Annotated in this window: 23 protein-coding genes; 10 read left to right on the top strand and 13 right to left on the bottom strand. The window is 68.2% G+C overall.

Annotation, left to right across the window (positions count from 1 at the left end):
• Positions 1–26 precede the first annotated feature (26 nt).
• A complete protein-coding gene (gene arfB / locus AC06E7_RS07820) occupies positions 27–458 on the bottom strand; it encodes an alternative ribosome rescue aminoacyl-tRNA hydrolase ArfB (RefSeq protein ID WP_093535185.1) in 432 nt (143 codons plus the stop codon).
• A gap of 190 nt (positions 459–648) precedes the next feature.
• Between arfB and AC06E7_RS07815 the strand changes: the two genes are divergently transcribed.
• Complete coding sequence (locus AC06E7_RS07815) at positions 649–1,203, top strand: DUF2059 domain-containing protein (protein WP_217537686.1); 555 nt, start codon at positions 649–651, stop codon at positions 1,201–1,203.
• A gap of 143 nt (positions 1,204–1,346) precedes the next feature.
• On the opposite strand, the gene AC06E7_RS07810 is transcribed toward AC06E7_RS07815, so the two are convergent.
• The 3 genes from AC06E7_RS07810 to AC06E7_RS07800 are packed head-to-tail and all read right to left on the bottom strand — an operon-like array spanning position 1,347 to position 4,377.
• Complete coding sequence (locus AC06E7_RS07810) at positions 1,347–2,069, bottom strand: pseudouridine synthase (protein WP_217537716.1); 723 nt, start codon at positions 2,067–2,069, stop codon at positions 1,347–1,349.
• 11 nt (positions 2,070–2,080) lie between these two features.
• The gene (ubiB, locus tag AC06E7_RS07805; protein ID WP_478063954.1) at positions 2,081–3,739 is read right to left on the bottom strand and encodes a ubiquinone biosynthesis regulatory protein kinase UbiB; all 1,659 of its coding nucleotides are present in this window, start codon (positions 3,737–3,739) and stop codon (positions 2,081–2,083) included.
• On the bottom strand, positions 3,736–4,377 hold the full coding sequence (locus AC06E7_RS07800) for a ubiquinone biosynthesis accessory factor UbiJ (RefSeq protein WP_068848343.1): 642 nt from the start codon (positions 4,375–4,377) through the stop codon (positions 3,736–3,738). Before AC06E7_RS07800 ends, ubiB begins: the two co-directional genes overlap by 4 nt.
• Before the next feature lie 130 nt (positions 4,378–4,507).
• On the opposite strand from AC06E7_RS07800, the gene ddlA reads away from it, so the two are divergent.
• Positions 4,508–5,611: a D-alanine--D-alanine ligase gene (gene ddlA, locus AC06E7_RS07795; RefSeq protein WP_478063952.1), complete on the top strand. Its 1,104-nt coding sequence runs from the start codon at positions 4,508–4,510 to the stop codon at positions 5,609–5,611.
• Positions 5,612–5,709: 98 nt separating this feature from the next.
• On the opposite strand, the gene AC06E7_RS07790 is transcribed toward ddlA, so the two are convergent.
• From AC06E7_RS07790 to oleC, 3 genes are all read right to left on the bottom strand, one after another.
• A complete protein-coding gene (locus AC06E7_RS07790; protein ID WP_068854496.1) occupies positions 5,710–5,865 on the bottom strand; it encodes a DUF1328 domain-containing protein in 156 nt (51 codons plus the stop codon).
• Between the two features lie 61 nt (positions 5,866–5,926).
• Positions 5,927–6,937, bottom strand: coding sequence for a 2-alkyl-3-oxoalkanoate reductase (gene oleD / locus AC06E7_RS07785; RefSeq protein ID WP_210133008.1), 1,011 nt, complete (start codon positions 6,935–6,937; stop codon positions 5,927–5,929).
• Positions 6,934–8,589, bottom strand: coding sequence for an olefin beta-lactone synthetase (gene oleC / locus AC06E7_RS07780; protein ID WP_478063949.1), 1,656 nt, complete (start codon positions 8,587–8,589; stop codon positions 6,934–6,936). The genes oleD and oleC overlap by 4 nt, the downstream gene beginning before the upstream one ends.
• 105 nt (positions 8,590–8,694) lie before the next feature.
• Here oleC and AC06E7_RS07775 point away from each other — a divergent pair, with 105 nt between their 5' ends.
• Positions 8,695–9,072 (top strand): YkgJ family cysteine cluster protein, encoded by a 378-nt coding sequence (locus tag AC06E7_RS07775; protein ID WP_068848335.1) that lies wholly within the window; start codon positions 8,695–8,697, stop codon positions 9,070–9,072.
• A gap of 91 nt (positions 9,073–9,163) precedes the next feature.
• On the opposite strand, the gene AC06E7_RS07770 is transcribed toward AC06E7_RS07775, so the two are convergent.
• The 4 genes from AC06E7_RS07770 to AC06E7_RS07755 all read right to left on the bottom strand — a co-directional run bounded on the left by AC06E7_RS07770 (position 9,164) and on the right by AC06E7_RS07755 (position 14,554).
• Positions 9,164–10,054, bottom strand: coding sequence for an alpha/beta fold hydrolase (locus AC06E7_RS07770; protein WP_478063942.1), 891 nt, complete (start codon positions 10,052–10,054; stop codon positions 9,164–9,166).
• 80 nt (positions 10,055–10,134) lie between these two features.
• Positions 10,135–11,151, bottom strand: a complete 1,017-nt coding sequence (locus AC06E7_RS07765) for a 3-oxoacyl-ACP synthase III (RefSeq protein WP_068848332.1) — start codon at positions 11,149–11,151, stop codon at positions 10,135–10,137.
• Positions 11,152–11,264: 113 nt separating this feature from the next.
• The gene (locus tag AC06E7_RS07760; RefSeq protein WP_093535545.1) at positions 11,265–11,582 is read right to left on the bottom strand and encodes a DUF4156 domain-containing protein; all 318 of its coding nucleotides are present in this window, start codon (positions 11,580–11,582) and stop codon (positions 11,265–11,267) included.
• 128 nt (positions 11,583–11,710) lie between these two features.
• A complete protein-coding gene (locus tag AC06E7_RS07755; protein ID WP_478063939.1) occupies positions 11,711–14,554 on the bottom strand; it encodes a M16 family metallopeptidase in 2,844 nt (947 codons plus the stop codon).
• A gap of 406 nt (positions 14,555–14,960) precedes the next feature.
• Here AC06E7_RS07755 and AC06E7_RS07750 point away from each other — a divergent pair, with 406 nt between their 5' ends.
• Positions 14,961–15,431, top strand: coding sequence for an XAC0231 family protein (locus AC06E7_RS07750; RefSeq protein ID WP_478063937.1), 471 nt, complete (start codon positions 14,961–14,963; stop codon positions 15,429–15,431).
• A gap of 58 nt (positions 15,432–15,489) precedes the next feature.
• Positions 15,490–15,969 carry a tRNA (uridine(34)/cytosine(34)/5-carboxymethylaminomethyluridine(34)-2'-O)-methyltransferase TrmL gene (gene trmL, locus AC06E7_RS07745; RefSeq protein ID WP_478063935.1) on the top strand — a complete coding sequence of 160 codons (480 nt, stop codon included), beginning with the start codon at positions 15,490–15,492 and terminating at the stop codon, positions 15,967–15,969.
• A gap of 117 nt (positions 15,970–16,086) precedes the next feature.
• On the opposite strand, the gene AC06E7_RS07740 is transcribed toward trmL, so the two are convergent.
• Complete coding sequence (locus tag AC06E7_RS07740) at positions 16,087–17,250, bottom strand: acyl-CoA dehydrogenase family protein (RefSeq protein ID WP_068854495.1); 1,164 nt, start codon at positions 17,248–17,250, stop codon at positions 16,087–16,089.
• Between the two features lie 119 nt (positions 17,251–17,369).
• Here AC06E7_RS07740 and AC06E7_RS07735 point away from each other — a divergent pair, with 119 nt between their 5' ends.
• The 3 genes from AC06E7_RS07735 (at position 17,370) to AC06E7_RS07725 (ending at position 20,168) form a co-directional block, all read left to right on the top strand.
• A complete protein-coding gene (locus AC06E7_RS07735) occupies positions 17,370–17,870 on the top strand; it encodes a GNAT family N-acetyltransferase (protein ID WP_478063933.1) in 501 nt (166 codons plus the stop codon).
• A 235-nt stretch (positions 17,871–18,105) separates the two neighbouring features.
• Positions 18,106–19,782 carry an electron transfer flavoprotein-ubiquinone oxidoreductase gene (locus tag AC06E7_RS07730; RefSeq protein ID WP_068848322.1) on the top strand — a complete coding sequence of 559 codons (1,677 nt, stop codon included), beginning with the start codon at positions 18,106–18,108 and terminating at the stop codon, positions 19,780–19,782.
• Positions 19,782–20,168, top strand: a complete 387-nt coding sequence (locus AC06E7_RS07725) for a c-type cytochrome (RefSeq protein ID WP_068848320.1) — start codon at positions 19,782–19,784, stop codon at positions 20,166–20,168. The genes AC06E7_RS07730 and AC06E7_RS07725 overlap by 1 nt, the downstream gene beginning before the upstream one ends.
• Before the next feature lie 60 nt (positions 20,169–20,228).
• Here the strand turns inward: AC06E7_RS07725 and AC06E7_RS07720 are convergent, their stop codons facing one another.
• Positions 20,229–23,807, bottom strand: a complete 3,579-nt coding sequence (locus AC06E7_RS07720) for an ATP-binding protein (protein ID WP_478063930.1) — start codon at positions 23,805–23,807, stop codon at positions 20,229–20,231.
• 78 nt (positions 23,808–23,885) lie between these two features.
• On the opposite strand from AC06E7_RS07720, the gene AC06E7_RS07715 reads away from it, so the two are divergent.
• Positions 23,886–24,524: a response regulator gene (locus AC06E7_RS07715; protein WP_068848316.1), complete on the top strand. Its 639-nt coding sequence runs from the start codon at positions 23,886–23,888 to the stop codon at positions 24,522–24,524.
• 46 nt (positions 24,525–24,570) lie between these two features.
• Positions 24,571–25,707 carry a phosphotransferase enzyme family protein gene (locus tag AC06E7_RS07710; protein WP_478063928.1) on the top strand — a complete coding sequence of 379 codons (1,137 nt, stop codon included), beginning with the start codon at positions 24,571–24,573 and terminating at the stop codon, positions 25,705–25,707.
• Positions 25,708–25,718: the final 11 nt, after the last annotated feature.

Genomic DNA, 25,718 nt, shown 5'->3' with positions numbered 1-25,718 from the left:
GCAGCGGACTTCGGTTGTTCAAGCAATCACTCCCAATTGCGTGTGGTGCGGCCGCGCTTGATCTGCGCGCGGCCCTTCTTTTCATCCAGCCGGCGCAGCTTGGAGCCGTGCGAGGGCTTGGTGGCCACGCGCGGCTTGGGCACGCTGAGGCTGGCCTGGATGAAGGCGGCCAGGCGCTCGCGCGCGTCATCGCGGTTGCGGTCCTGGGTGCGGAAACGCTGGGCATCGATGACCAGCACGCCCTCACCGGTCATGCGCCGGTCGCGCCGGGCCAGCAGGCGGGTGCGCAGCGGCTCGGGCAGCGAGGGCGAACCGGCCACGTCGAACCGCAGTTCAACGGCGCTGGAAACCTTGTTCACGTTCTGCCCGCCGGCCCCGCTGGCGCGCACGAAACGTTCGACGATCTCCGTGTCCGGAATCGCCAGGTGCGCGTTGATGGTGACAGGCCCGTTTCCCATGGGCGGCATTGTAAGGGCAGGATCGCCGCCTGAGGTGACCGTAATGTTCACCAATACCGCCGATAAGGGGCATAAAAGCCGGGTACGGGCCGGAACCGTCGGCACCGGACGCGGCAATGCGACGCGCGCACGGCTGCTTGACCGGATCGCAGGTATGCTCGGTCTTCCACGCAACGCAGGATGCACTTACATGATGTCGACCCGTTCGCCGGCCCGCCGTGGCCTGACCCGCCTGGCCCTGACCCTTGCGCTGGGCCTGGCCGCCATTGCCCCGGCGCTGGCCGCGCCGCCGTCGGATGCGGACATCAACCGCCTGCTGGCGGCGTCGCGCGCGCAGAGCATGCTGGACACCATGCTGCCGCAGATCGAGGCGATGCAGCGCCAGCAGTTCCAGCAGGTGGCCGAACAGCGCCAGCTGGATGAGGCCAAGAAGGCGCAGCTGCAGCGCATCGAACAGCGCACCAACCAGACCATCCGCCAGGCGCTGTCGTGGCAGCAGCTGCGGCCGATGTACGTGGACCTCTACAAGAAGACCTTCAGCAAGGAAGACGTGCTGGCCATGGCCGAGTTCTACGAGAGCTCGGCCGGGCAGAGCCTGCTGGACAAGACCCCGGCGCTGATGCAGAACGTGATGGTGGCCATCCAGGACAAGATGCAGCCGCTGTTCGTGGACCTGCAGAAGGACCTGGAGGCGATCGTGAACGAAGGAAACGCGCCGGCGGCAGCCCCGGCTCCGGCCAAGTAAGGTCGAACGGTGTGGATGTGCGTGGGACACACGTGGCGTGTCGCTACGCGGTTGGTCGGTGCGGGGTGATTGCAGACGGTGACGGGCTTGCCACGTAGTGACACGCCATGCGTGTCCTCGCGGCCCGAGACCCGCGCAACGCGTTACCAGCCAAACAGATCCATCGCCTTGCGGAACTCGCCATCCACCGGCGCGCTGACATCCATCAGCGTGCCGTCCGGGTGCGGGAAACGCAGGCGTTCGGCGTGCAGCAGCATGCGGTGGATTCCCTGCATGCGGAAGCTGCGGTTGTGGCGGCCATCGCCGTGGCTGGTGTCGCCGATCAGGTGATGTGAGAGGTGCTTGAGGTGCCGGCGGATCTGGCGGAAGCGCCCGGTCTGCGGCTGGCAGCGCAGCAGCGCGTAGCGCGAGGTGGCGAACTCGCCCACCGGCACGCTGATCTCGCCTACGGCCACGCGCTGGAAATGGGTGATGGCGGGCTTCTTCACCGGCTTGCCGGGGCCGCCATCCAGGTCGTGGTCGACCGTGAACGCTTCTTCGGCCGGCCAGCCACGGCAGATGGCCAGGTAATCCTTGGTGACATCGCCGCCCATCAGCGATTTGCCCAGTACGCTGGCGCTTTCGCGGTCGAAGGCCAGCAGCAGGCAGCCGCTGGTGGCGCGGTCGAGGCGGTGCACCAGGAAGATCGGCTTGCCCAGCTGCTCGCGCAGGCGGTCGGCGAGGAAATCATCTTCGCCCCGGGCCAGCTTGCTGTCATGGACCATCAGCCCGGCCGGCTTGTTGACCACGGCCAGGCGCTCGTCCACGTGCAGCAGCTGCAGCGGCGGCAGCGCCACCGGCGCCTCGACCGTGGCGTCGGCGCACATCTCGATAGCGGTCACCGGCGCCACCAGGCGCTGGCAAGCGAGAACAACCCTGCTGCCCCGCTCACCCAGCTCCACACCGGCGCATCGCCGAAGTACCAGCCGCCCGGCTGCATGCCGTACAGCACCGCCGCCACGATCAGCAGGCCGACGCCGGCAATGGCGGCCACGGCGCGCTTCTGCAGCTTCTGCAGGTTGCTGTTGAGTGCCACCAGGTCCTGCGAGCGCATGGACAGCTCATGCCCGCCTTCCACCTGCTGGCGCAGCCAGGCGTGCACCAGGCGCGGCATGTCGGGGGTGTGGGTCATGATTTCCGGCAGGCGCTTGCGCAGTTCCTTGAACACGCGGCGCGGGCTGTAGCGTTCGCGCAGGATGCGTTCCAGCACCGGCCGTGCCACCGCCCAGATATCCAGTTCCGGATCCAGCTGGCGGCCCACGCCTTCAATGTTGAGCAGGGTCTTCTGCAGCAGGATCAGCTGCGGCTGCAGGGTAAGTTCGTAACGCTGGGCCACGCGGAACAGCTTGATCAGTACTTCGGCCAGCGAGATCTGCGACAGCGGGCGGGTGAAGTACGGTTCGCATACCGAACGCGCGGCGGCTTCGAGTTCATCGATGCGCACGTTGTTGGGCATCCAGCCGGCTTCGACATGGAGCTCGGCCATGCGCCGGTAGTCCTTGTTGAAGATGGCCATGAAGTTCTCGGCCAGGTAGTACTGATCTTCCTCGGACAGCTGGCCCATGATGCCGAAATCCAGCGCGATGAAGCGCGGGTTGTCGCGGCGCGCCGGATCGACATCGACCCAGATGTTGCCGGCGTGCGCGTCGGCGTGGAAGAAGTTGTCGCGGAACACCTGCGTGTAGAACACGCGCACGCCCTTGGCCGCGAGCGCCTTGCGGTCGATCCCGGCCTTGTCCAGCGCAGCGATGTCATCCGACGGGATGCCCCACACCCGTTCCAGGGTGAGCGCGCGTTCGGCGGTGTGGCTCCAGACCACCTCGGGCACGTACAGGTCGTCCGAGTCCACCCAGTTGCGGCGCAGGACGCTGGCATTGGCGCCTTCGCGCTGCAGGTCCAGCTCGGCGGCAAGGGTGTTTTCGACTTCGGCCACCACTTCGCGCGGGCGGATCTTGTCGGCGCGCGGGTGGGTGCGTTCGACCAGCGCGGCGGCCGATTTGAGCAGCGCGATGTCGGCGTCGATCTGCTTTTCAATATCCGGGCGCAGCACCTTGACCACCACCTGGCGGCCATCGGCCAGCGTGGCGGCGTGCACCTGGGCGATCGAGGCCGAGGCCAGCGGTTCCAGCTCGAAAGTAGCGAACGCCTCACTGACCGGGCGGCCAAGCGCGGCTTCCACGATGCGCTGCGCGGTGGCGCCATCGAACGGTTTGACCCGGTCCTGCAGCAGGGTGAGTTCGTTGGCGATGTCGGCCGGGATCAGGTCGCGGCGGGTGGACAGGATCTGCCCGAACTTGACGAAGATCGGGCCCAAGTCCTGCAGCGCCAGGCGCAGGCGCGCGCCCCGCGACTGCACGGCGATGTCGGCCGAGGCGCGCGGCACGAACGGCTTGGCCAGGCGCAGCCAGCCTTCCAGCGGGGTGCCTTCGAGCAGGTCGTCGAGGCGGTAGCGCAGGATCACCCGACCGATACGGCTTGCCCGGAACACCGCCTTCATGCGCGCACCTGGGCAAGGCGCTGCACGCGGGCGGCGATGCGCTCGACGTCGTCGCGCATCACATCCACATCGTCATGGAAGGCATCCAGTTCGGCTCGGGCTACCACGTCGCGCGACTCCTCGGTGACAAAATCGGCGGCGCTGTGCGCCAGGTCGGACGCGCCACGGCGCGCATGCTGCAGGGCCGAACGCAGGGCATTGGCGATCTGCACACCCAGCACTTCGCCGAACACCCGCACGAACGGCTGCTGCCAGTCCGGATCGAAGCGGCTGGCCAGCTGCTGCAGGCGGCGCGCCAGTTCGGCATCGCCGGACACTTTGACCCGCCCGGCCGGGGCGTCGCCGCCGCGGCGTGCATTGGCCAGGAACGGCAGCTGTGCCAGCACCCCGCCCAACGTGCTGCGCACGGCCAGGTCCGGTTCCTGCTGCGGGTCCACCGGGCCCACCGTAAGGCGTTCGCCCTCGACACCGATCCGCATCGCCAGCGCGGGCGATTCCAGGGTCAGGGCGATGTGGCGGCCATCCAGCGCGACCAGCGCGCGGCGGGTATCGGGGTCCAGCGCCAGGGTGCGGTTGAGCGCGAGCTGCAGCGCATTGCCGGCCAGGGGCTTGAGGGAAGAGAGCAGGGAGCGTGCCATTGCGTCATTGTACCCGCCGCCTTGATGCGTAGAGCCACGCCCCGCGTGGCTGAACCATCGTCGGCCGCTCCAGCCACGCAGGGCGTGGCTCTACAATATCCCTCACACGCATGGCAGGAGCGGCAGCAGCATGGGCAGGATCCGGGTTGGCATCATTTTCGGTGGCCGTTCGGCCGAACACGAGGTCTCGCTGCAGTCGGCGAAAAACATCCTGGACGCGCTGGACAAGGAGCGTTTCGAGGTCACCCTGATCGGCATCGACAAGCAGGGACAGTGGCATGTGAGCGACCCGGACGGGTTCCTGCTGCACGCCGACGACCCGGCGCGGATCGCGCTGAACCGTTCCGGCCAGGGCGTGGCGGTGCTGCCCGGCGCCGAACGCCAGCAGCTGGTGCCGGCCACCCCGGCGGCCGCGCTGGCCCAGATCGACGTGGTATTCCCGATCGTGCACGGCACGCTGGGCGAGGACGGCTCGCTGCAGGGGCTGCTGCGCATGGCCAACCTGCCCTTCGTGGGCTCGGGCGTGCTGGGCTCGGCGGTGGCGATGGACAAGGATGTGGCCAAGCGCCTGCTGCGCGATGCCGGGCTGGCCGTGGCACCGTTCGCCTGCTTCAACCGGGCCACCGCAGGCGCAGCCGACTACGCCGCGCTGACCGCCCGGCTGGGCAGCCCCCTGTTCGTCAAACCCGCCAACCAGGGCTCGTCGGTGGGCGTGAGCAAGGTGCGCACGGCGCAGGAGTTCCAGGACGCGCTGGCATTGGCACTGGATTACGACCACAAGGCACTTGTGGAAGCGGCCATCGACGGCCGCGAGATCGAATGCGCGGTGCTGGGCAACGCGTCGCCCGAGGCGAGCGTGTGCGGCGAGGTGGTGGTGCACGACGAGTTCTATTCGTACGACACCAAATACATCAGCGAAAACGGCGCCGATGTGGTGGTGCCGGCCGACATCAGCGCAGCCGACCAGCAGCGCATCCGCGAGATCGCGGTGCGCGCCTACCAGGCGTTGGACTGCGCGGGGCTGGCGCGGGTGGATGTGTTCCTCACCCGCGGTGGGGAGGTGGTCATCAACGAGATCAACACCCTGCCCGGCTTCACCCGGATCAGCATGTATCCCAAGCTGTGGGCGGCCAGCGGACTGGATTACACCGCGCTGATCACCCGGCTGCTGGAGCTGGCGCTGGAACGGCACGCCAGCGAGCGCGCGCTTCGCAGTTCGATCACCGGCACCTGAAGCAACGACGGCCCGGCGCTCTTGCGAGCGCCAGGCCGTCGGAGACTGCGCTGGATCCTGGTTGCCCGGAGAGAGGGGGCGCGCAGGACCCTGCGCTACTACCCTCGCTTACGGAACATCGAAATGATGGCCAGGATCAGGAACACCACAAACAGGATCCAGGCAATGTTGCTGGCAGCGCCGGCGATGCCGGAGAAGCCGAGCACCGCCGCAATGATGGCGATGACAAAAAAGATTACGGCGTAGTGCAGCATGTCGATCCTCGCGTCGTGCGTGCCGGATTGGCGTGCTGCCATCTTCACCAACCCCCGGTGTTCAGGAAGTGATGGATTCCTCGCCGCGCGATGAAGCCTTCAGCCTCGTGAGCCCTTCGTCAATGCTGACCTGCGGCACGTAGCCGAAGTCGCGCCGCGCCGGTTCCATGCTGTACCAGTGCGGCGTGCACAGCTGCTCGGCGAGGAAGCGGGTCATCGGCGGCTCGCCGCGCAGGCGCAGCAGCGGCCACAGCCGTTCGGCCACCGCGCCGATGCGGTAAGCGGTCTTGAAGCTGATCGATTTCTCCACCGGCGGCGCGCCCACGGCCGCCATCAGCTTGTTGAGCAGCTCGCGCATCGGCAGCGGTTCGCCGTTGGAGATGAAGTACGCCTTGCCGGCGCACGCCGCGCCCGGGGCCAGGTGTTCGAAGGCCAGGAAGTGGGCCAGCGCGGCATTGTCGATGTAGGTGGTGTCGACCAGGTTGCTGCCATCGCCAACGAAGCGCAGGCGGCCGGCGCGCGCGCGTTCGGCCAGGCGCGGCACCAGCTGCTGGTCGCCCGGGCCCCAGATCAGGCGCGGGCGCAGTGCGACGGTGGCCAGGGTGGCGTCGTTGGCGGCCAGCACGTGCTGCTCGGCGATGGTCTTGGTCGCCGCGTACGGGGCCTGGAAGTTCTCGCCATAGGGCACTTCATCGGCGCCCAGCCCTTCCACCGGGTGGGTGGCGCGGTGGGTGACGCTGGGCGTGGAGGTGTACACCAGCGTGCGCACGCCGTGGCTGCGGCAGGCGGCGATGACGTTGTCGGTGCCGACCACGTTGGCCCGGTGGTAGCTCTCATAGCTGCCCCAAGCACCGGCCTTGGCGCCGTTGTGGAACACCGCATCCACCCCGGCCACCGCGTGGCGCACGGCGTCGGCGTCGGCCAGGTCGCCGCGGATCTGGCCCACGCCCATCGCGGCCAGCGGCGGGTAATCGCCGCGGTTGAAACTCAGGACCTCGTGGCCGCGCGCGACCAGGCCACGGCACAGCGCCTGGCCGAGGAAACCACCACCACCGGTGACAAGGATCTTCATGCGGGTTGTTCCATTCGGGTTGCCGCCCAGGCCGCGAGCTTCTCGCGGCCGATCTTGGCGTTGTGACGGATATCGACCGGGAAGCCGGGGTGCAGCAGGAAGCGTTCGATACGCAGCGTGCCGGCATGCGCGGCCGCTTCATCGCGCAACCGCTGCTGCAGGGCCGGCGAATCGGCGCTGCCCGGCTGCAGTTCATAGCAGAGCACCGGCAGCTGCCGGCCAGCGGGGCCCACGCCGACCAGCGCGGTCCGCGCGATGCCGTCGAGTGCGTTGAATACCGGCTCCACCTGTTCGGTATACAGCGGGCCGTGTGCGGTCTCCAGGCGCTGGGTCTTGCGCCCGCAGAACCACAACCGGCCGTCGGCATCGAAGTAACCGACATCGCCCATGCGGTGCACCACGCGGCTGCTGCCGTCGGCGCGCGTTTCGGTGATCTTGGCCGCGGCGGTGGCCTGCGGGCGGTTGAAGTAGCTGTCGGTGGCGGTCGGGCCGGCCACGGTGATTTCACCCACCACGCCCTGGGCCACTTCGCGCGCCTGCGACCAGTGCGGCAGCGGGGCGTCGTCGATGGCGATGATGCGCACTTCGTTGGGCGCCACCACGCGGCCCACGCAGGTGCCGGCGCCGGCCTCGGTGGCCTGGCGGGTGCTTTCCAGCTCGCGGCCTTCGATCACCGCCACCGGCAGGCACTCGGTGGCGCCATAGGGGGTCCAGAACTGGGCATCGTCGGGCAGCAGGCGGCGGATGCGGGCCACCACGTCCGGCGGCACCGGCGCGCCGGCCGAGGTCACCCGGCGCACGCCGGGCAGCGGCTGGCCGTGGTCGGCCAGCACCCGGATCAGTGCGGGCGAGCCGAACAGCTGGGTCACGCCGAAGCGGGCGATGGCGTCGTGCAGCCTGCGCGGGTCGGCCTTGGCCGGGCGGGTCGGGTCCATGTCCGGAATGACCGAGGTCAGCCCCAGCGCCGGGTCGAACAACGCGAACGGCGGGAAGGTGGGCAGGTCGACCCCGCCGGCCTCCATGCCGAATGCCGAGCGCAGCAGGTCCACCTGGCCGACGAAATGGCGGTGGCGGTAGACCACGCCCTTGGGCACGCCGGTGGAGCCGCTGGTGAACAGGATGGCGGCGACATCCTCGCCATCGGTGGCGGCCATCGGCTGCGGCTGGCGTGCGCCCTGCGCTTCCAGCTGGTCCAGGGTGGTGCCGCCCCAGCCCCAGCGGCGGCCGACCGTGACCAGGCGCGTGGCGGACGGGCACCAGCGCAGCACCAGCCGTGCCACGTGGGCCAGGCCGATGCCGATGAAGGCTTCCGGCTGGGCCTCGTCCAGGCACTGCTTCAGCGCGCGCTTGTCGATGCCCGGGTCAACCAGTACCGGCACCGCGCCGTTCTTGAACAGCGCGAACATCAGCAGGAAGAACTCCGGGGAGGGCCGCACCATCACCACCGCGCGCACGCCGCGGCCGATGCCGTAGGCCGCCAGGCCGGCGGCCATGGCGTCGCTGCGGGCGTCCAGGGTGCGGTAATCGAGGGTCACGTCATAGCGCGCCATGCCGCCGGGGCCGGGCCGGCCGGGGCAGCGGATGGCGATCTGGTCGGGGCGTTCGCGGGCCAGTTCGGGCAGGCGCGCGGCGATGTTGATCGGGCTGTTCATCCGTTCATTGTCGCCGCTGCAGAAAATTCTTGCGCGGCGGCCGCAGGCGTGGAAAATTCGCCCCCTTCGCCTTTCCATCCCCCTGCCGCCCGAGGCGGCACGCCCATGTCCCATCCCTGCATGACGTGCGGCGCCTGCTGCACCCAGTACCGCGTGGCCTTCCACTGGATGGAATCGGACGAGGTCACCCCCGGCGGCGTGCCGCACCAGCTGACCGAGCCGCTCGACCCGCACCGCCTGTGCATGCGCGGCACCCATTCCAAGCCCGTGCGCTGCGTGGCGCTGGATGCGGAGATCGGGGTGTATTCACGCTGCAGCATCCACCCCAACCGCCCCAGCGTGTGCCGCGAGGTGGATGCGTCGTGGGAGTTCGGCAAGGCCAGCCCGCAGTGCGACAAGGCGCGGGCGATCCATGGGCTGCCGGCGCTGAGCCTGGAGAGCTGGGCCTGGCGGGATGGCGCGGACCACCCCGACGCGGCATGACCCGTGCGCGTGACGACCAACGGTCGTCACCTACCGCCTGCACCCGCCACGCCAACCCTCGGTAGGTGACGACCGTTGGTCGTCACGCCCGTCAAATCGGGTTCCGGTCCAGGAACGCGCGGATCTGAGGCACCAGCACCTCGTGCTTGTCTTCCAGCACGTAATGCCCGGCGTCCTCGAACGCGTGCACCTGCGCCTGCGGCAGCGCCGCCTGGAAGCCTGCCAGGAAGTGGTGGTCGAACACGAAATCGCGCAGGCCCCAGCCGATGAAGGCCGGGCGGTCGGCAAACGACGGCAGCGCCTTGCCGGCGCGTTCCAGCAGCGACCAGGCCTTGTCGGCCGGGCTCAGCGGAATGTCCTGCATGAAGCGGATGGTGCTGATCCGGTTGGCGTAGCTGTTGTACGGCGACACATAGGCACGGCGCACGTCCGCCGGCATCTTCCGCTCCACGCCCAGCCACGAGGCACCGGACGAGAACGCGTTGAAGGTGCGGATGATCCACTCGCCGATCTTCCAGTGCCGGCCCAGCGCGATCTGCCACGGCATCTGCTTGGCCGCCGGCATCGGGAAGGCGGCGGTGTTGAGCACCACCAGGCGCTTGACCTGCGCATGGTGCGACAGCGCCCAGCCAAAGCCGATCATGCCGCCCCAGTCGTGCACGGCCAGGGTGACCGGGCCGGTGATGCCCAGGTGCGCCAGCAGCGCGTCCAGGTCGTCCACGCGCGACTGCAGGGTGTACTCGTAGTGCGCGTCATCGGGCTTGTCCGACAGGCCCATGCCGATGTGGTCGGGCACGATGCAGCGGTAGCGGTCCGACAGCCCGGCCACCAGCGTGCGCCAGTAGTAGCTCCACGACGGATTGCCGTGGACCATCACCACCACCTCGCCATCGCGCGGGCCTTCGTCGAGGTAGCCCATCGTCAGGCCGGGGCGGACTTCGAAGCGCTGCGGATGGGCGGGATAACCGGGAAGCTTGGGCATGGAAGCGCACCTGTGGAAAGGGCCGGTAGAACCGGCCCTCGAGTATGGGAAGAACCGCGCGGCGGCGCTGAAGTGGCGGTTTACCAGACCACTTCGGCCATCGAGCAGTTCAGGCCCGAACCGATGCCGAGCAGCGCGATGCGGTCGCCCTTCTTCAGGCGGCCCAGCTCCTTGAGCTTGCTCAGCACGATCGGCACCGAGGCCGGACCGATGTTGCCGTGCTCACCGAAGATGGTCATCACCTTCTTCGGGTCGATGCCGAAGTTCTTGATGAAGGCGGCGGTGTGCGGCTGGCTGACCTGGTGGATGACGAACTGGTCCAGTTCCTCCACTGCCCAGCCCAGTGCTTCGCGGGCGGCCACGAAGGTCTTCTGGGCCAGCTTGATGCCTTCGATCAGCAGCATGCGGGTGTCGGTGACCATGCGGTCCAGGTTGCCGCGGCACAGCTGGTTCCACTCGGTGGCCGAACGGGTCACGCCACCGCGGTAGCGCGGCGCGTCGGGCACCAGTTCGGTGCGTGCCATGACCATGGCGGCAGCGCCACAGCCCAGGGTCAGGGCGGCCATCTCGTTGCGGAAGTCGTCGGCGGTCACGCCCGGCAGGGCCATGCGCTCGAGGGTCTTCTCGTAGACGAGGTTGGCGGTTTCGCCATCGACGATCAGCGCATAGTCGATCTCGCCGCGTTCAAGCATGCGGGCGGCGATGTCCATGCCGTTGATGAAGGCCAGGCAGGCGTTGGCGACGTCGAAGGTCATGCACTGGTCGCTGACGCCCAGGTTGCCCGAGACGATGCTGGCCGTGGACGGCTCCAGGTAGTCGCGGCTGACCGAGGTGTTGACCAGCAGGCCGATCTTGTCAGCGCCGATGCCGGCGTCGTCCAGCGCCTTGCGGGCAGCCAGGGTCGCGGCGTCGGAGGCGAGCATGTCCGCGTCCCACAGGCGGCGGGCGTGGATGCCGGCGATATCGCCCAGCACGTCGGTACGGATGCCCAGGCGATCCAGCGTCGGCTGCAGACGTTCGTTGATTTCCTTGGACGTCAGCGTGTGCGGCGCGTCGATGTGCGCCAGGCCGGCGATCGATACATTCTTGAAGAGCATCAGTTAGCGCCAAGGCTCAGGCAAAGGGGGCGCTATTGTAAGCCCCCTGCGCCTTCACCGCACCTTTACGAATTCACGTCCGGGCGTATGGTTCCGGCCCGGACCTGACGGGTTCAGCGTGGCGGGCACTGGAAGGCGGCAAAACGCTGGCTGCCATCCGCCGGCAGGCCCGACGCCTGGACCGCATTCGCGCCGGCGCTGGGGGCCTCGTTGCGGGCCAGGGTTTCCAGCTCTTCCTGCACCCGCAGCGGGTTGCGGTTGTAGAAGCCGACCTTGTCCTTCACGGTGACCACCACCTCGCCCTTGGTGACGCAGCCGGTGGGCACCGGGCCGGACGGCAGCACGCGGACGGTCTTGCCCACCGGTTCGATCGGCACCCAGGTGCAGGCAGTGGCGCTGAGGGTCAGAACGGAAAGCAGCAGAAGGCGCATGGTGGGGACGCTCGTGAAGGTCATTGGGGCGATTCTGCCTGAACAGGCTGAATCGCGGGTGCACAGCCCCCGGGCAGCCGGGCAGGACCCGGCGCTACGGGGGTATGGCCAGGCCGGGCCCGGCGCCCTTATTTCACCGGCTTGCCATCGGCATCGATGATGGTCACCTCGCCCAGGTTCAGCGCGCGCACCGGGGCTTCGGTCTGCTTCAGGTCGCCCACCACCACCCAGGTCAGGGTTTTTGGATCCAGCGTGGCGGCGGCCTGCTGCACCTGGGCCGGGGTCATCGCTTCGATCTCGGCCTTGCGCTTGAACACGTAGTCGTCCGGGCGCTGGTAGCGGACGATGCCGCTGATGGTGCCCATCACCGCGCTGGCGGTCTCGTAGGCGCCCGGCAGGCTCAGGTTCTGGATGTTGCGGATGCGGGTAACCTCGGCCGGCGTGATGGTTTCGGCACCGGAGGCGAAATCGGCGATTTCCTTCTGCATCTCCTTCATCGCCTCGGCGGTCTTGTCGATCTGGACCGGGGCCACGGCCATCCACGGGCGCTGGCCCAGGGTGCTGCTGGCCATGGTGCGGGCACCGTAGGACCAGTGCTTCTCCTCGCGCAGGTTCATGTTCAGGCGAGAGGTGAAGTCGCCGCCGAGCACGCCGTTGGCGATGTCGAAGCGCGTGGCACCGGCGTCCATGGTGGAGGGCACCACCTGGCCGGCGAACAGGTTGGCCTGCACCGCGCCGGGCTGGTCGATCAAGTACACGCGGGCCTTGGCCGGGCGCGCGACATCCACCGGCGCCTTGGCCTGCGGCGCCGGGGTGCTGCTCTTCCAGTCGCCAAGCTGGCGCTCCAGCAGCGGCACGATTTCCTTCAGGGTGGTGTCACCGACCACGATCAGGGTGCCCTGCTCCGGGCGCAGCCAATCGCGGTGGAAGTCGACCAGGTCGGCGCGGGTCAGCGACTGGATGTCGGCTTCGTTGCCGCTGCCGGTGAACGGAATGGCGTACGGATGGCCAGCCCCATACAGCAGGGTGGGCAGCACCCGCATGGCCGAGGCGTTCGGGTTGACCTTCTCCTGCTGGATGCCGGCGATCCAGGTGGCCTTGACCCGGTCGATCTCGGCCTGGTCGAAGCGCGGCTGGCGCAGCATGTCCGCGTACAGGGCCAGCGACGGGGCCAGGTTTTCCTTCAGCGCCGACAGGTACACGGCGGCGCTGTCCAGGGTGGCCGATGCACCCAGGCTGGCGCCCAGTGCGTCGGCCGCATCGGCGAACGGCAGTGCGCCCAGCTTGCCGGCGCCCTCGCCCATCAGGTCCATGGTGAAGTTGGCGGTGCCGGACTTGCGGCCCTGGTCGGCGGTGAAACCACCGGGGAATTCATAGCTGAACTGCACCACCGGAATGTCATGGCGCTCGGCCAGGATCACCTGCGTGCCGTTCTTCAGCGTGGCGCGGTGCAGCTGCGGGAACTTCAGTTCCGGGAAGCTCTTGGTCTGCGGCACGCCGGTGCTGCGGTCCACCACGGTCGGGCCGGTGCTGAACCTGGGGTCCACGCCCGGCACGGTGAACGGCTTGGGGGTGGCCGACGGCAGTTCCGGCAGCGCCACGCGCGCGCCCGGTTCCACCACCAGGGTGTGGTCGCCCGCGCCCAGCCACTTGGCACCGGCCGCGCGCACGTCGGCGGCGCTGGCGGCGTCGATGTTGGCCAGCGAACGGCGGAAGCAGCCCGGGTCGCCTTCGAACACGGCGCACTCGGCCAGCGCGTCGGCCTTGCCGCCGAACCCGCCGATGCGTTCGATGCCACGGATGAAGCCGGCGCGGAACGCGGTCTTGCCGCGGCTCAGCTCATCGGCGGTGGGGCCGTCCTTGACCAGGCGGCGCACTTCCTCATCGATGATCGCTTCGACCTTGGCCGGGTCCACGCCCTGCTTGACGGTGGCCATGATCACGAAGTTGGACCCCAGCTGCGAGGTGTAAGCACCGGCGCTGATGTTGTCCACCAGCTTGTCCTGGTGCAGCAGGCGCTGGTCCAGGCGCGAGGACTTGGCGCCGCCCAACACCTGCGCGAACAGCTGCAGCTGGTCGATGTCGGTGGTGCCGGTCTGGGCGACGTTCCAGACGCGGTAGATGCGCGCCTGCGGCACCTTGTCGGTCATGGTTTCGCGCGTGGACTTCTCGCGCTTGGCCACGTTGACCGCCGGCTGGGCCATGCTCGGGCCGGCCGGGATGTCGCCGAAGTAACGGGCGACCTTTTCCTTGGCGGTGGCCACGTCGATATCACCGGCCAGCACCAGCACCGCGTTGTTGGGGCCGTACCAGGTGCGGAACCAGTTCTTGACGTCGTCCAGCGAGGCCGCGTTGAGGTCGTTCATCGACCCGATCACGCCGTGGTGGTACGGGTGGCCTTCGGGGTACATGGAGCGGGTGAGCTTGTCCCACACCTGCCCGTAAGGCTGGTTCTCGCCCTGGCGCTTTTCGTTCTGCACCACGCCGCGCTGTTCGTCGAGCGCAGCCTGGTCGATCGCGCCGAGCAGGTGGCCCATGCGGTCCGATTCCATCCACAGCGCCATGTCCAGCGCGGTGGTGGGGACGTTCTCGAAGTAGTTGGTGCGGTCGGTGTTGGTGGTGCCGTTCTGGCCGGTCACGCCGACCTGCTTGAACGGTTCGAAGTATTCGCCGGCGTGGTTTTCGCTGCCCTGGAACATCAGGTGTTCGAACAGGTGCGCAAAGCCGGTGCGGCCGGCCGGTTCGTCCTTGCTGCCCACGTGGTACCAGATGTTCACCGCCACGATCGGCGCCTTGCGGTCGGTGTGCACCACCACGCGCAGGCCGTTGGGCAGGGTGAACTCTTCAAACGGAATGTCGACCTTGGCGACCTGTGCCGGCCTTGCCATCACCGGGGCCGGGGCGAAGCTGCCCAGGGCGGCGGAAAGCGCTACAGCCAGCAGCGCGGCACGCGGTCGAAGTTGGGAGGTCATTCCGTTTCCTTGGTCATGAAAGTGAAGGGGGATGCTAGCCCGGGACTACGGGTAAAGGCATCGGCCAACAGTCACTCCCTTTGTCAGGGAACTTTCCGGGCGCGCCGCTGACCGCCACGGCGCCTTCTGCCGCCACCTGAACCCCTGTCCGGACAGTCGCGCAGCCTTGGATCGGACAGGTGTCCGGACAGCGGACACTCTGTGCATCCGACAAAACCCTTTCAAATCAACAACTAAAAGTTGGCACGGGGCCTGCTTATACCCAAGTGCGGAAAGGACGCGATCAAACCAAAGCTGACTGATCGCTGAACACAACACGGAATCTGGAAATTTCTCTTGCACTCCCAGATTCGGTGTACTACCTTACTACCACACCACTGCTCACCAACACTAAACAGGCCCCGTCATGAACACCAAGACCATCGCAATTGCCATCGCCCTCGCTGCCGGCTCCGCGTTTGTTTCGAACGTGCATGCCGCTTCCGCCATCACCACCCTGCCGACCGTGCAGGTCCGCCCCGCCGCCGACCAGCTGGCCCAGGCTGAAGTCGAACGCACCAGCAGCATCCCGACCCTGGCGATGGTGGAAGTCCGTCCGACCGCCGGCCAGATCGCCGAATACCGTGCCGAACTGGCCAGCAGCCAGCGCGTCACCACCCTGGCCGCCGTTGAGGTCCGCCCGACCGCCGAACAGCGCGAAGCCCTGGCTGCCGAGCAGGACACCCGCAGCACCGATTACATGGGTGCCCTGGCCTCGGCCGCCGGCACGATCGCCCGCGATGTGATCATCAACCTGCCGACCCTGCAGGTGCGCCCGTCGCCGAACGATCTGCAGGCCTTCGCGGTTGAAACCGCATCGGTCCTGGTTCGTCCGTAACCGCAGGTATCGACCGACGGTCGATACCTGCCAGGGGGTCGCGGCGTAAAATGCACGAATGACCGCCAACCCTACGTTCCATGTTGTGTTGTTCCAGCCGGAAATTCCCCCGAATACCGGCAATGTGATCCGGCTCTGCGCCAACACCGGCGCGCGACTGCACCTGATCGAGCCGCTCGGTTTCGACCTGAGCGACAAGCAGCTCAAGCGCGCCGGCCTGGATTACCACGAATACGCTCGACTGCAGGTGCATCCGGACCTGGATACCGCCCTGCAGGTGATCGCGCCCAAGCGCCTGTTCGCCCTGAGTATCCGCGGCAGCGTGCGTTATGACACCCAGCAGTTCGAAGACGGCGATGCGTTTCTGTTCGGCCCGGAAACCCGTGGCCTGCCGCAGGACGTGCTGGATGCGTTGCCGCACGGCCGCCGCCTGCGCCTGCCGATGCAGCCGGACAACCGCAGCCTCAACCTGTCCAACACGGTCGCCGTGGTGATGTACGAAGCGTGGCGCCAGAGCGGGTTTGTCGGCGGCGCGTAATGGCGCGCTGCGTGGGTTACCTGCGCAGGATCATGGCGCTGACACGCATGGCGTGTCACTACGACCCTTGGTCGCGCGGATTCGTAGGGACACGCCATGCGTGTCCATCGCGGTGCATCAGAACGCGTTGATCCCCGTCAACTCGCGCCCGATCACCAGCTGGTGCACGGTTTCGGTGCCCTCGTAGGTGATCACCGATTCCAGGTTCAGCGCATGCCGGATCGCCACGTGTTCGGTGGTGATGCCAGCGCCGCCGAGCAGGTCGCGGCACTCCCGGGCGATGTCGATCGCCATGCGGCAGTTGTTCCACTTGGCCAGGCTGACCTGCTGCGGCTGCAACTGGCCGGCATCCTTCAACCGCCCCAGCTGCAGTGACAGCAGCTGCGCGGTGGTGATGCGCCGGGCCATGTCGGCGAGTTTGATCTGGGCACTCTGGGTAGCCGCCACCGGGCGCCCGAACAACACGCGTTCCTTGGTGTAGTTCAACGCCTCGTCCAGGCAGGCCACGGCCGCGCCGATCGGGCCCCAGCTGATGCCGTAGCGGGCCTGGTTGAGGCAGCCCAGCGGGCCTTTCAGGCCCTGCACGTTGGGCAGCCGGTTGCGCTCGGGCACGCGCACGTTGTCGAAGAACAGCGCGCCGGTGAGCGAGGCGCGCAGGCTCATCTTGTGCTTGATTTCCTGGGTGGTGAACCCGGCCATGCCCTTTTCCAGCACGAACCCCTGGATGCCGTCTTCGGTATGCGCCCAGACGATGGCGATATCGGCCACCGGGCCGCTGGTGATCCACATCTTGCTGCCGTTGATCACCCAGTCGCCGCCATCGCGCACCGCGCGGGTCTTCATCGCGGCCGGGTCGGAACCGCCGTGGGCTTCGGTCAGGCCGAAGCAGCCGATCACCCGGCCGGCCGCCATGTCCGGCAACCAGCGCAGGCGCTGTTCTTCGCTGCCGTAGGCGAAGATCGGGTACATGCACAGCGAGCTCTGCACCGAAACGAAACTGCGCAGGCCCGAGTCACCGCGTTCCAGTTCCTGGCAGATCAGGCCGTAGCTGACCGCGTTGAGGCCGCCACCGCCGTATTGTTCCGGCAGGCTGGAGCCGAGCAGGCCAAGCGAGGCGATTTCGGGAATGAGTTCATCCGGGAAGCGGCCCTCGTCAAACGCGTCGCCGATGATCGGCAGCACGCGTTCGTCGGTGAAACGCGCCACCGTGGCCTGCACTGCGCGCTCCTCTTCGGTGAGCAGCGAGCGGACATCGAACAGATCGTACGGATTGAGGGCCATGGGCGGCGACATCGGGGGCAGTAGCAGGACCTCCATTGTGATGCCTGGCCCGGGACCGGCCAAGGGACGCCGCACCACGCCGGTACAATGGCGACCTCCTCCCGCAGAGATCTCCGCCCATGCAGATCCGCAGCGAGCGTCCCGGCGAGGCCGACGCCATTCATGCCCTCACCCGCGCAGCGTTCGTCGATGCGCCGCACAGCAGCCACACCGAGCAGTACATCGTGGATGCGCTGCGCCGTGCCGGTGCGCTGGCGGTCTCCCTGGTGGCCGAAGACGCCGATGGCATCGTCGGGCATGTGGCGCTGTCAAAGGTGCAGCTCAGTGATGGCAGCCCGGGCTGGTATGGGCTGGGGCCGATTTCGGTGGCACCGGGGCGGCAGGGGCAGGGTGTGGGGAGCGCGTTGATGCGGGCAGCAGTGGAGGCGCTGCGGGCGCGTGGTGCGGCCGGTTGCGTGCTGCTGGGGGATCCGGCGTATTACGGCCGGTTCGGGTTCCGGGCCGAACCGCGCCTGCGGTTCCCCGGGGTGCCGGCGGCGTATTTCCAGGCGCTGCAGCTGCACGGCGGGTGTCCAGATGCAGAGGTGGAGTATCACGCGGCGTTCGGGGCCGCGAGCTGACGGCCGCCGCGCGGCCGACCCACGTGCTGCCCGCAATCCCCGTACGATCACCGCCCGTGCTGGATTGATGCGGCGCACCATATGACAGCGAATGTCGGCGAACTAGGCGGAAACGCCGCGTGCCGCTACCCTGATGGCTTGATCCAGCATTGCGCAGTGACACGTCGCGCGCGATTCCCAGGCAACCGCCGCCGGCTCCGGCCGGGACGGCACTACCCACGAGTTACGCACCCCCATGAGCGAAGAGACCACTGCCCTGCCCCCGCGTGAAGCCATGGAATTCGACGTGGTGATCGTCGGCGCCGGCCCTGCCGGCCTGGCCACCGCGATCCGCCTGCGCCAGCGCGCCATCGAGGCCGGCCGCGAGCTGTCGGTGTGCGTGCTGGAAAAGGGCTCCGAACCCGGCGCGCACATCCTCTCCGGCGCGATCATGGATACCCGCGCGCTGACCGAACTGTTCCCGGACTGGGCCGAACGCGGCGCGCCGCTGAAGCAGAAGGTCACCCGCGACGAATTCCTGTTCCTCAGCCCGGAGGGCGCGCGCAGCACGCCGCATGCGCTGCTGCCGGAGTGCTTCCACAACGAAGGCAACTACATCATCAGCCTGGGCGAGGTCACCCGCTGGCTGGCGCAGCAGGCCGAAGCGCTGGAAGTGGCGATCTTCCCCGGCTTTGCCGCCGCCGAAGTGCTGTACGACGAGAACGGCGCGGTGATGGGCGTGGCCACCGGCGACATGGGCATCCGCAAGGATGGCTCGCACGGACCCAACTTCGAACGCGGCATGGAACTGCATGCCAAGTACACGATCTTCGCCGAAGGCTCGCGCGGCCACCTGGGCCGCCAGCTGATCGCCCGCTTCCAGCTCGACGCCGGCAAGGACCCGCAGGCGTACGGGATCGGCATCAAGGAGCTGTGGCAGATCGACCCGGCCAAGCATGAGCCGGGCCTGGTGGTGCACACCGCCGGCTGGCCGCTGGACAGCGATACCTACGGTGGTTCGTTCCTGTACCACGCCGACGGCGGCAAGGTCGCAGTGGGCTTCGTGGTCGGGCTGGATTACCGCAACCCGTGGATGAGCCCGTTCGAGGAGTTCCAGCGCTTCAAGACGCACCCGTCGATCCGCAAGCACCTTGAAGGCGGCAAGCGCATCGCCTACGGCGCGCGTGCGATCACCGCCGGTGGCCTGTTGTCCCTGCCCAAGACCGTGTTCCCCGGCGGCGCGCTGGTCGGCTGCGAAGCCGGCTACCTCAATGCCAGCCGGATCAAGGGCAGCCACGCGGCGATCAAGACCGGCATGCTGGCCGCCGATGCCGCCTTCGACGCGCTGGCGGCCGATCGCCAGCGCGACGAGCTCAGCGCCTACCCGGCCGCGTTCGAAAGCAGCTGGTTGCACGATGAGCTGAAGCAGTCCAAGAACTTCAAGCAGTGGTTCAAGAAGGGCCGCAGCGTGGCCACGCTGATGACCGGTATCGAGCAGTGGCTGCTGCCCAAGCTGGGCATCCGCAACCCGCCGTGGACGCTGCGCCACAGCAAGGCCGACCACGAGTGCCTGGAACCGGCATCGCAGCACACCAGGATCGTGTACCCCAAGCCGGACAACGTGCTCACCTTCGACCGGCTCAGCTCGGTGTTCCTGAGCAGCACCAACCACGAAGAAGACCAGCCTTCGCACCTGACCCTCAAGGACGCGAGCGTGCCGGTGCGGGTCAACCTGGCCGAGTACGCCGGGCCGGAAGCGCGCTACTGCCCGGCCGGGGTGTACGAATTCGTCGGCAGCGAAGGCCACGAGCAGCTGCAGATCAACGCGCAGAACTGCGTGCACTGCAAGACCTGCGACATCAAGGACCCCACCCAGAACATCGTGTGGGTTACTCCGCAAGGTGGCGGCGGGCCGAACTACCCGGCGATGTGATGCGGCTGCCGCGCCGGTTGCTGGTGCTGCTGTGCTGCCTGCTGCTGGGCGCGTGCGCACGTACGCCGCAGACGCCCGAGCAGGCGCGGCAGCAGGAACGCCAGCGTGCGTTCGCGATCTGCGGTGGCTGCCACACGGTCACTGCCGGCGGCGTGCACCGCTTCGGTCCCAACCTGCACGGTGTGCTGGGGCGCCGCGCGGGCAGCGTGGCCGGCTATCCCTACTCGCCTGCGATGCAGCGCGCCGACCTGGTCTGGACCGAGCAGACCCTGGACGCGTTCCTGCGCTCACCGGCCACCGTGGTGCCGGGCTCCAGGATGGTCAATGCGACGGCGGATCCGGAGCGCCGGCGGCTGGTCATCGAATACCTGAAGGAACAGCCGTAGCGACACCCCGTGGGTGTCTGCGCTTTGATCAGGCACCGCGCGGACACCCATGGGGTGTCCCTACGATTCGTCCAGGCTGGCCAGGTACACCTGCAAGGCGTCCTCGAACGCGCGGATGTCGTCGGCGCTGGCCGCCAGGCCGTGTTCTGGAATCCGCTGCATCAGGTCGCGCGCCTGGGTGGCCAGTGCTTCGGCGCCCAGCGTGCCCAGCCCACCGACAATGCGATGCAGCACCTCCACCGCGGTGTTGCTGTCGCCCATGTCGCGCGCTTCCCAGCCGCGCTGCAGGTCGTCGGCGGTGGCCTGGCGCATGCTGTCGATCAGCACCGTGGCCACGTGTTCGGAACCGAAGCGGCGCACGATCGCCGCGCGCGTGGGCGCCGCCGCAGGCGCGGCTTCCACCGGCGGCGTAGCTTCGCGCGCGGCGTCGTCCGCGTCGTCCGAGGGCAGCCAGCGGCGCAGCGCCTGGCGCAGCGTGGCCAGCGCCACCGGCTTGGCCAGCAGGTCATCCATGCCGGCTTCGCGGCAGCGCTGCACGTCTTCGGCCAGCGCGCTGGCGGTGAGCGCCAGCACCGGCATGCGCTGGCCCCTGCCACGTTCGCGCTCGCGGATGCGCCGGGTCAGCGTGTAGCCGTCCATCACCGGCATGCGGCAATCGGTGATGACCAGGTCGAAATGCGAGGATGCCAGCAACGCCAGCGCGGCTTCGCCATCCACCGCCAGCTCATGCTGCAGCCCCAGCTGCTGCAGCCGCCAGCGCATCAGGGCCTGGTTGGTGGGATGGTCTTCCACCACCAGCACCCGGCGCCGTGCCTGGCCCGGCGGCAGCGGGTCGACGTCGCCGCCGGGGCGCTGCTCGTCACGCACGGTTTCCTCGCCGGGCACCAGCGGCAGGCTCAACAGCACCTCCACGCGCGTGCCCTCGCCCGGCACGCTGTGCATCTCCAGTCGCCCGCGCATCAACCCCACCAGGCGCTGGCAGATGCTCAGGCCCAACCCGGTGCCCCCGTAGTGGCGGGTGATCGCCACATCGGCCTGGGCAAACGGTTTGAACAGCCGCTCGCGCTGCTCGGGTGAAATGCCGATACCGGTGTCGGCCACCGTCAGCCGCAACGCCTGCGCCATCTCATCATCGCGCTCCACGCTCAATGAGATGGTCACCGCGCCTTCGTTGGTAAACTTGATGGCGTTGCTGAGCAGGTTGAACACGATCTGGCGCAGCCGCATGCCATCGACCAGGTGCTGGTGGGCGACGGCGGGATCGACCTCCAGGCTGAGCGAAAGGTTCTTGCTGGAGGCCTGTGGCGACAGCAGCTGCTGCACGTTGTCGAGCAGGCTGCGCAGCATTACCGGCTGCGGTTCCAGCGGCAACGCGCCGGCTTCGATGCGCGAGTAGTCGAGGATGTCATCCAGGATCTGCCGCAGCATCTGCGCCGAATCCTCGATGACCGCGATGATGCGCCGCTGCTCGCCATCCAGGTCGGTATGCGACAGCGCTTCAACCATGCCCAGCACGCCACTCATCGGCGTGCGGATTTCGTGGCTCATGGTGGCCAGGAAGTTGGATTTGGCCGCGGTGGCCCGTTCGGCGTCGGACTTGGCGGCGGCCAACGCATCGGCCTGTGCGCGCGCTTCGGTCACATCCACCCAGTAACCGCTCCACAGCACCACGCCGTGTTCGGCGGCATACGGCAGTGCGCGGGTACGCACCCAGCGCACCGCGCCGTGCGGGCTGGTGCGGAACTCCATGTCCAGCGCGGAGAAATCGCGCGCGGCGTCGTGCAGCGCGCGGTTGACCGCCTCGCGGTCGCGCGGGTCGATCTGGTCGACCAGGCGGGTTTCATCAGCGACCACTTCGGCGGTGCTGACCCCGAACATCGACTGCAGGTCGCCGGTGATGTAGGGGAACGTTACCCGGCCATCGCTGTCACGGCGCGCCTGGTAGACGATCGCCGGCAGGTTGTCGGTCACTTCCACCAGCCGCTGTTCCAGCCGGCGCCGCATGCCGACCTCGCGGCGCAGCCGCCAGTAGCCCCAGCCATGCACGATGATGCCGGTGAGCAGCACCAGCGACAGCGGCACCGCCCAGCGCGCGACCGAGCGCCAGTCCAGCCCGGTGCGGTATTCGGCCAGCAGCCAGTCGCCCCGGATGGCGGCGTGCTCGCGTGGGGTGAGGTTGGCCAGTACCCGGTCGAAGGTGGTGGCCAGCGGCGCGTACTGGCGTTTGACGGCCAGCGACAGCTGGTCGCTGAAGCCCGCCGGCGCGGCCACGTGCAGCTTGGCCGGATACACCTCGCGAACCACGCGGTCGACCATCGCCAGGTTGCCCACGTAGGCATCGGCGTCGCCATTGGCCAGTCGCGACAGTGCCTGCTCCACGCCGCGCGCCGGCACGATGCGCGCCTTGGGCGCGTACTGGAGGATGTAGCCGCGCAGGCGCTCGGGGTCGGAGAGCAGGATGCTGCGCCCGTCCAGGTCGCCCAGCCCCAGTACCGAACGGCTGTTGTTCGGGGTGACGATCACGTTGGGCACGCTGATGAAGGGCTGGCTGAAGACCCAGTCATCGCCCAGGTAATGCGCATCGTTCGGCATGCCCATCACCACATCGACATCGCCGCGGCGCATCTGCTCGCGCACCTCGAACCAGTCGTGCGCGGGCACGCGGTTCAACTGTGCCCCGACCATGCGCAGCTGGCGCAGGTAATCGCCGGCCACCCCGCTGGGTTCGCCGGCCGCATCGATGAACGACAGCGGCGCCCCGTTCGGCGCATAGCCCATGCGCAACGGGGTGGCCAGGATGCGGCGTTCGGCCTCGCCCAGGATCAGCCGCGACTGCGCCGACCACTGCAGTGGCGGCAGCCAGCGCTTGTACAGCGCCTCGCGCTGCGCGGCGGTCACGGTGGACAGCGCGCTGTCGAGCGCTTCGGCCAGCGGCTGGCGGGCATTGGGCACGCCGAAGTGGAGGCGCTCGGGCGGCAGGTCGCTGGGCCGCAGCAGGGCGATACCGTCAATGTCCTGCTCGCGGATCAGGGTGCTGGCGACGTGCGCATTGCCGATGTACACATCGGCCTTGCCCTGGGCCACCATCGCCAGCGCGGCCCGGGTATTGGGCGCAGTCACCTGGCGGGCGGCGGGGAAGCGTGAACGCACCTGGTTGCTGGTGAGGAATTCCTGCTCGGTGACCACGCGCAGCCCGGCCAGGTCCGGGTCGCTTGAGGTCCGGGTATCGCCCACCCGGCCCACCAGGGCCAACGGCGCGTCGGCGTAGGAGCCGGTGTAGACCATGCAGCGGGTGCGGTCCGGGGTGAGGGTGATGTTCATCACCACGTCGACCTCGCCCCGGCATGCCGCATCCAGCACGTCTGCCCAATCGCGATACACCCGCACCTTCACCCGCACGCCGAGCTGCCGGGTCAACAACATCAGGTAGTCGTAGCCGAGTCCGTCGGGGCGGCCGTTGTGCATGAATTCGAATGGTGGCCAGCCGCTGTCGTACAGCCCCAGTAAGATGGTAGGGTTCCGGTCGATCCATTCAGCCTGGCGCGGTGACAGCGACGGTGCAGGCGCCGGAGCCGCGATGGCGCCCAGCGCGATCACCAGGCCCAGCACGACCAGCCAGCGGACAACCGAGGTACGCATGCTGTCAGTTCTCCCAGGAGTGATCCGCCCACCGCGACGTGCCCCGAGGGGCCGCTGCCTTAACGGCCATACTATTCCATGAGCTTGCGCATAATCATCGCCGACGACCACCCGGTGGTCCGCATCGGCACCAAATCCGTGATCGAATCCAGTGGCGTGGGCCACGTGGTGGCCGAAGCCAGCAGCGTGGATGAGCTTTTGGCCGTGCTCAAGGTCAAGGAGTGCGACGTGCTGGTCACCGATTACTCCATGCCCGGCGGCGGCCAGCCTGACGGTTTTGCCATGATCGGCCAGGTCCGCCGTCACTATCCGGACCTGCCGGTGCTGATGCTGAGCGTCTCCAACAACCTGGCGATCCTGCGCATGGTGGTTGGAACCGGCGTGCTCGGGCTGGTCGACAAGACCTCGTCGATGGAAGAACTGCCGGTGGCGATCCAGACCGTGCACCGCGGCCAGCCGTATGTCAGCCGGACCCTGAAAAAACGCATCGACAAGATCGGCACGGAGGGCATGGGCGACGATCGCGCGCGCGCGCTGTCGCCCCGTGAGGTGGAAGTCCTGCGCCTGCTGGGCAGCGGCCTTATCGTGAAGGAAATCGCCGCGAAACTGCACAAGAGCGTGAGCACCATCAGCCGGCAGAAAGGCGATGCCATGCTCAAGCTTGGCCTGGACAATGACGCCGATCTGTTCGATTACATCAAGATCCACCGCTTCTGAAGGTGCGTCACCGATCCATGCCCTGTTTGCCGACACTTCCGTTTCAATGACGAACACCGATCACCGCGTGCAAGGCCTGGACAACGATGACGTCGCCGCAGATTGGCCTGCAATCGACGACGCCGAACTTGCCTGGCTGCGCGGGCAGCATCCGGCGCTTGAGGGCGACTGCCACGTGGTGTGGCACAGCCCGCGACCGTTTTCAGCGGCCGCGCTGGTGGAGTGCGGACCACGGCGCTGCTTCATCAAACGCCACCATCGCAGCGTGCGCACGGCCGACGTGCTGGCCGAAGAGCACCGTTTCATCGCGCACCTGGCCGCTGCCGGACTCCCGGTCGTGCAGGTGCTGCAGGCCTGCGATGGCGCCACCGCGATCGCCCATGGCGACTGGACCTACGAACTGCACGCGCAGGGTGATGGCCATGACCTGTATCGCGACAGCCCCTCCTGGACACCGCTCGGCGATGCCGCGCAGGCGCGCACTGCCGGGGCGATGCTGGCCCGCCTGCACCTTGCATCGGCCAGCTACCCCGCGCCCCAGCGCAGCACGCACCTGCTGGTGGCGCGCGATGACCTGATCCGCGCCCATGATCCGCTTTCACTGCTGAAGCGTGAGCTGCCCGACCGACCGGGGCTGGCCAGCTACCTGTCGCGCCAGCAGTGGGAACACGACCTGCAGCGCGCGGTGCTGCCCTGGCACGCGGCCCTGGGCGAGCGCCTGGCCGCCGAGCCGGTGCTGTGGGGACACAACGACTGGCACGTTTCCAACCTGCTCTGGCACGGGCAGGGCGCCACGGCGTCGATCGCCACCGTGTTCGATTTCGGCCTGGCCTCGCCGACCAGTGCCCTGTTCGACCTGGCCACCGCGATCGAGCGCAATGCCATCGCCTGGCTGGATGCAGGCGGCGATGGCCCGGTGGCGCATGCCGATATCGCGCTGGCGCTGCTGACCGGCTACCGCCAGGTACGGCCGCTGGGGGCCGCCCAGGTGCACCTGCTGGCCGACCTGCTGCCGGTGGTGCACCTGGACTTCGCCCTTTCGGAAGTGGAGTACTTCCAAGGGGTTACCGGCTCCCCGGCCAACGCCGACGTGGCGTACCACACGTTCCTGCTGGGCCATGCCGACTGGTTCGCCAGCCGCCCGGGCCGGGCCCTGCTGGATGCCCTGCACGCCGCTGCCTGAACCACCGGGGT

It is taken from the genome of Stenotrophomonas sp. Steno-Z4, from assembly GCF_056393145.1.
Note: the sequence above shows the minus strand (reverse complement) of the source record. Positions and strands in the feature narration are given on the sequence as shown.

What these genes read in the sequence shown, in the direction of transcription:
- AC06E7_RS07810 (WP_217537716.1), bottom strand. Translation starts at nt 2,069, where the DNA reads ATGTGCGCCGACGCCACGGTCGAGGCGCCGGTGGCGCTGCCGCCGCTG.
- AC06E7_RS07755 (WP_478063939.1), bottom strand. Translation starts at nt 14,554, where the DNA reads ATGACCTCCCAACTTCGACCGCGTGCCGCGCTGCTGGCTGTAGCGCTT.
- AC06E7_RS07730 (WP_068848322.1), top strand. Translation starts at nt 18,106, where the DNA reads ATGAGCGAAGAGACCACTGCCCTGCCCCCGCGTGAAGCCATGGAATTC.
- AC06E7_RS07815 (WP_217537686.1), top strand. Translation starts at nt 649, where the DNA reads ATGATGTCGACCCGTTCGCCGGCCCGCCGTGGCCTGACCCGCCTGGCC.
- AC06E7_RS07790 (WP_068854496.1), bottom strand. Translation starts at nt 5,865, where the DNA reads ATGCTGCACTACGCCGTAATCTTTTTTGTCATCGCCATCATTGCGGCG.
- AC06E7_RS07710 (WP_478063928.1), top strand. Translation starts at nt 24,571, where the DNA reads ATGACGAACACCGATCACCGCGTGCAAGGCCTGGACAACGATGACGTC.
- oleD (WP_210133008.1), bottom strand. Translation starts at nt 6,937, where the DNA reads ATGAAGATCCTTGTCACCGGTGGTGGTGGTTTCCTCGGCCAGGCGCTG.
- ubiB (WP_478063954.1), bottom strand. Translation starts at nt 3,739, where the DNA reads ATGAAGGCGGTGTTCCGGGCAAGCCGTATCGGTCGGGTGATCCTGCGC.
- AC06E7_RS07760 (WP_093535545.1), bottom strand. Translation starts at nt 11,582, where the DNA reads ATGCGCCTTCTGCTGCTTTCCGTTCTGACCCTCAGCGCCACTGCCTGC.
- AC06E7_RS07735 (WP_478063933.1), top strand. Translation starts at nt 17,370, where the DNA reads ATGCAGATCCGCAGCGAGCGTCCCGGCGAGGCCGACGCCATTCATGCC.
- AC06E7_RS07800 (WP_068848343.1), bottom strand. Translation starts at nt 4,377, where the DNA reads ATGGCACGCTCCCTGCTCTCTTCCCTCAAGCCCCTGGCCGGCAATGCG.
- arfB (WP_093535185.1), bottom strand. Translation starts at nt 458, where the DNA reads ATGGGAAACGGGCCTGTCACCATCAACGCGCACCTGGCGATTCCGGAC.
- ddlA (WP_478063952.1), top strand. Translation starts at nt 4,508, where the DNA reads ATGGGCAGGATCCGGGTTGGCATCATTTTCGGTGGCCGTTCGGCCGAA.
- AC06E7_RS07740 (WP_068854495.1), bottom strand. Translation starts at nt 17,250, where the DNA reads ATGGCCCTCAATCCGTACGATCTGTTCGATGTCCGCTCGCTGCTCACC.
- AC06E7_RS07750 (WP_478063937.1), top strand. Translation starts at nt 14,961, where the DNA reads ATGAACACCAAGACCATCGCAATTGCCATCGCCCTCGCTGCCGGCTCC.
- AC06E7_RS07770 (WP_478063942.1), bottom strand. Translation starts at nt 10,054, where the DNA reads ATGCCCAAGCTTCCCGGTTATCCCGCCCATCCGCAGCGCTTCGAAGTC.
- AC06E7_RS07725 (WP_068848320.1), top strand. Translation starts at nt 19,782, where the DNA reads ATGCGGCTGCCGCGCCGGTTGCTGGTGCTGCTGTGCTGCCTGCTGCTG.
- AC06E7_RS07765 (WP_068848332.1), bottom strand. Translation starts at nt 11,151, where the DNA reads ATGCTCTTCAAGAATGTATCGATCGCCGGCCTGGCGCACATCGACGCG.
- AC06E7_RS07775 (WP_068848335.1), top strand. Translation starts at nt 8,695, where the DNA reads ATGTCCCATCCCTGCATGACGTGCGGCGCCTGCTGCACCCAGTACCGC.
- AC06E7_RS07715 (WP_068848316.1), top strand. Translation starts at nt 23,886, where the DNA reads ATGAGCTTGCGCATAATCATCGCCGACGACCACCCGGTGGTCCGCATC.
- trmL (WP_478063935.1), top strand. Translation starts at nt 15,490, where the DNA reads ATGACCGCCAACCCTACGTTCCATGTTGTGTTGTTCCAGCCGGAAATT.
- oleC (WP_478063949.1), bottom strand. Translation starts at nt 8,589, where the DNA reads ATGAACAGCCCGATCAACATCGCCGCGCGCCTGCCCGAACTGGCCCGC.
- AC06E7_RS07720 (WP_478063930.1), bottom strand. Translation starts at nt 23,807, where the DNA reads ATGCGTACCTCGGTTGTCCGCTGGCTGGTCGTGCTGGGCCTGGTGATC.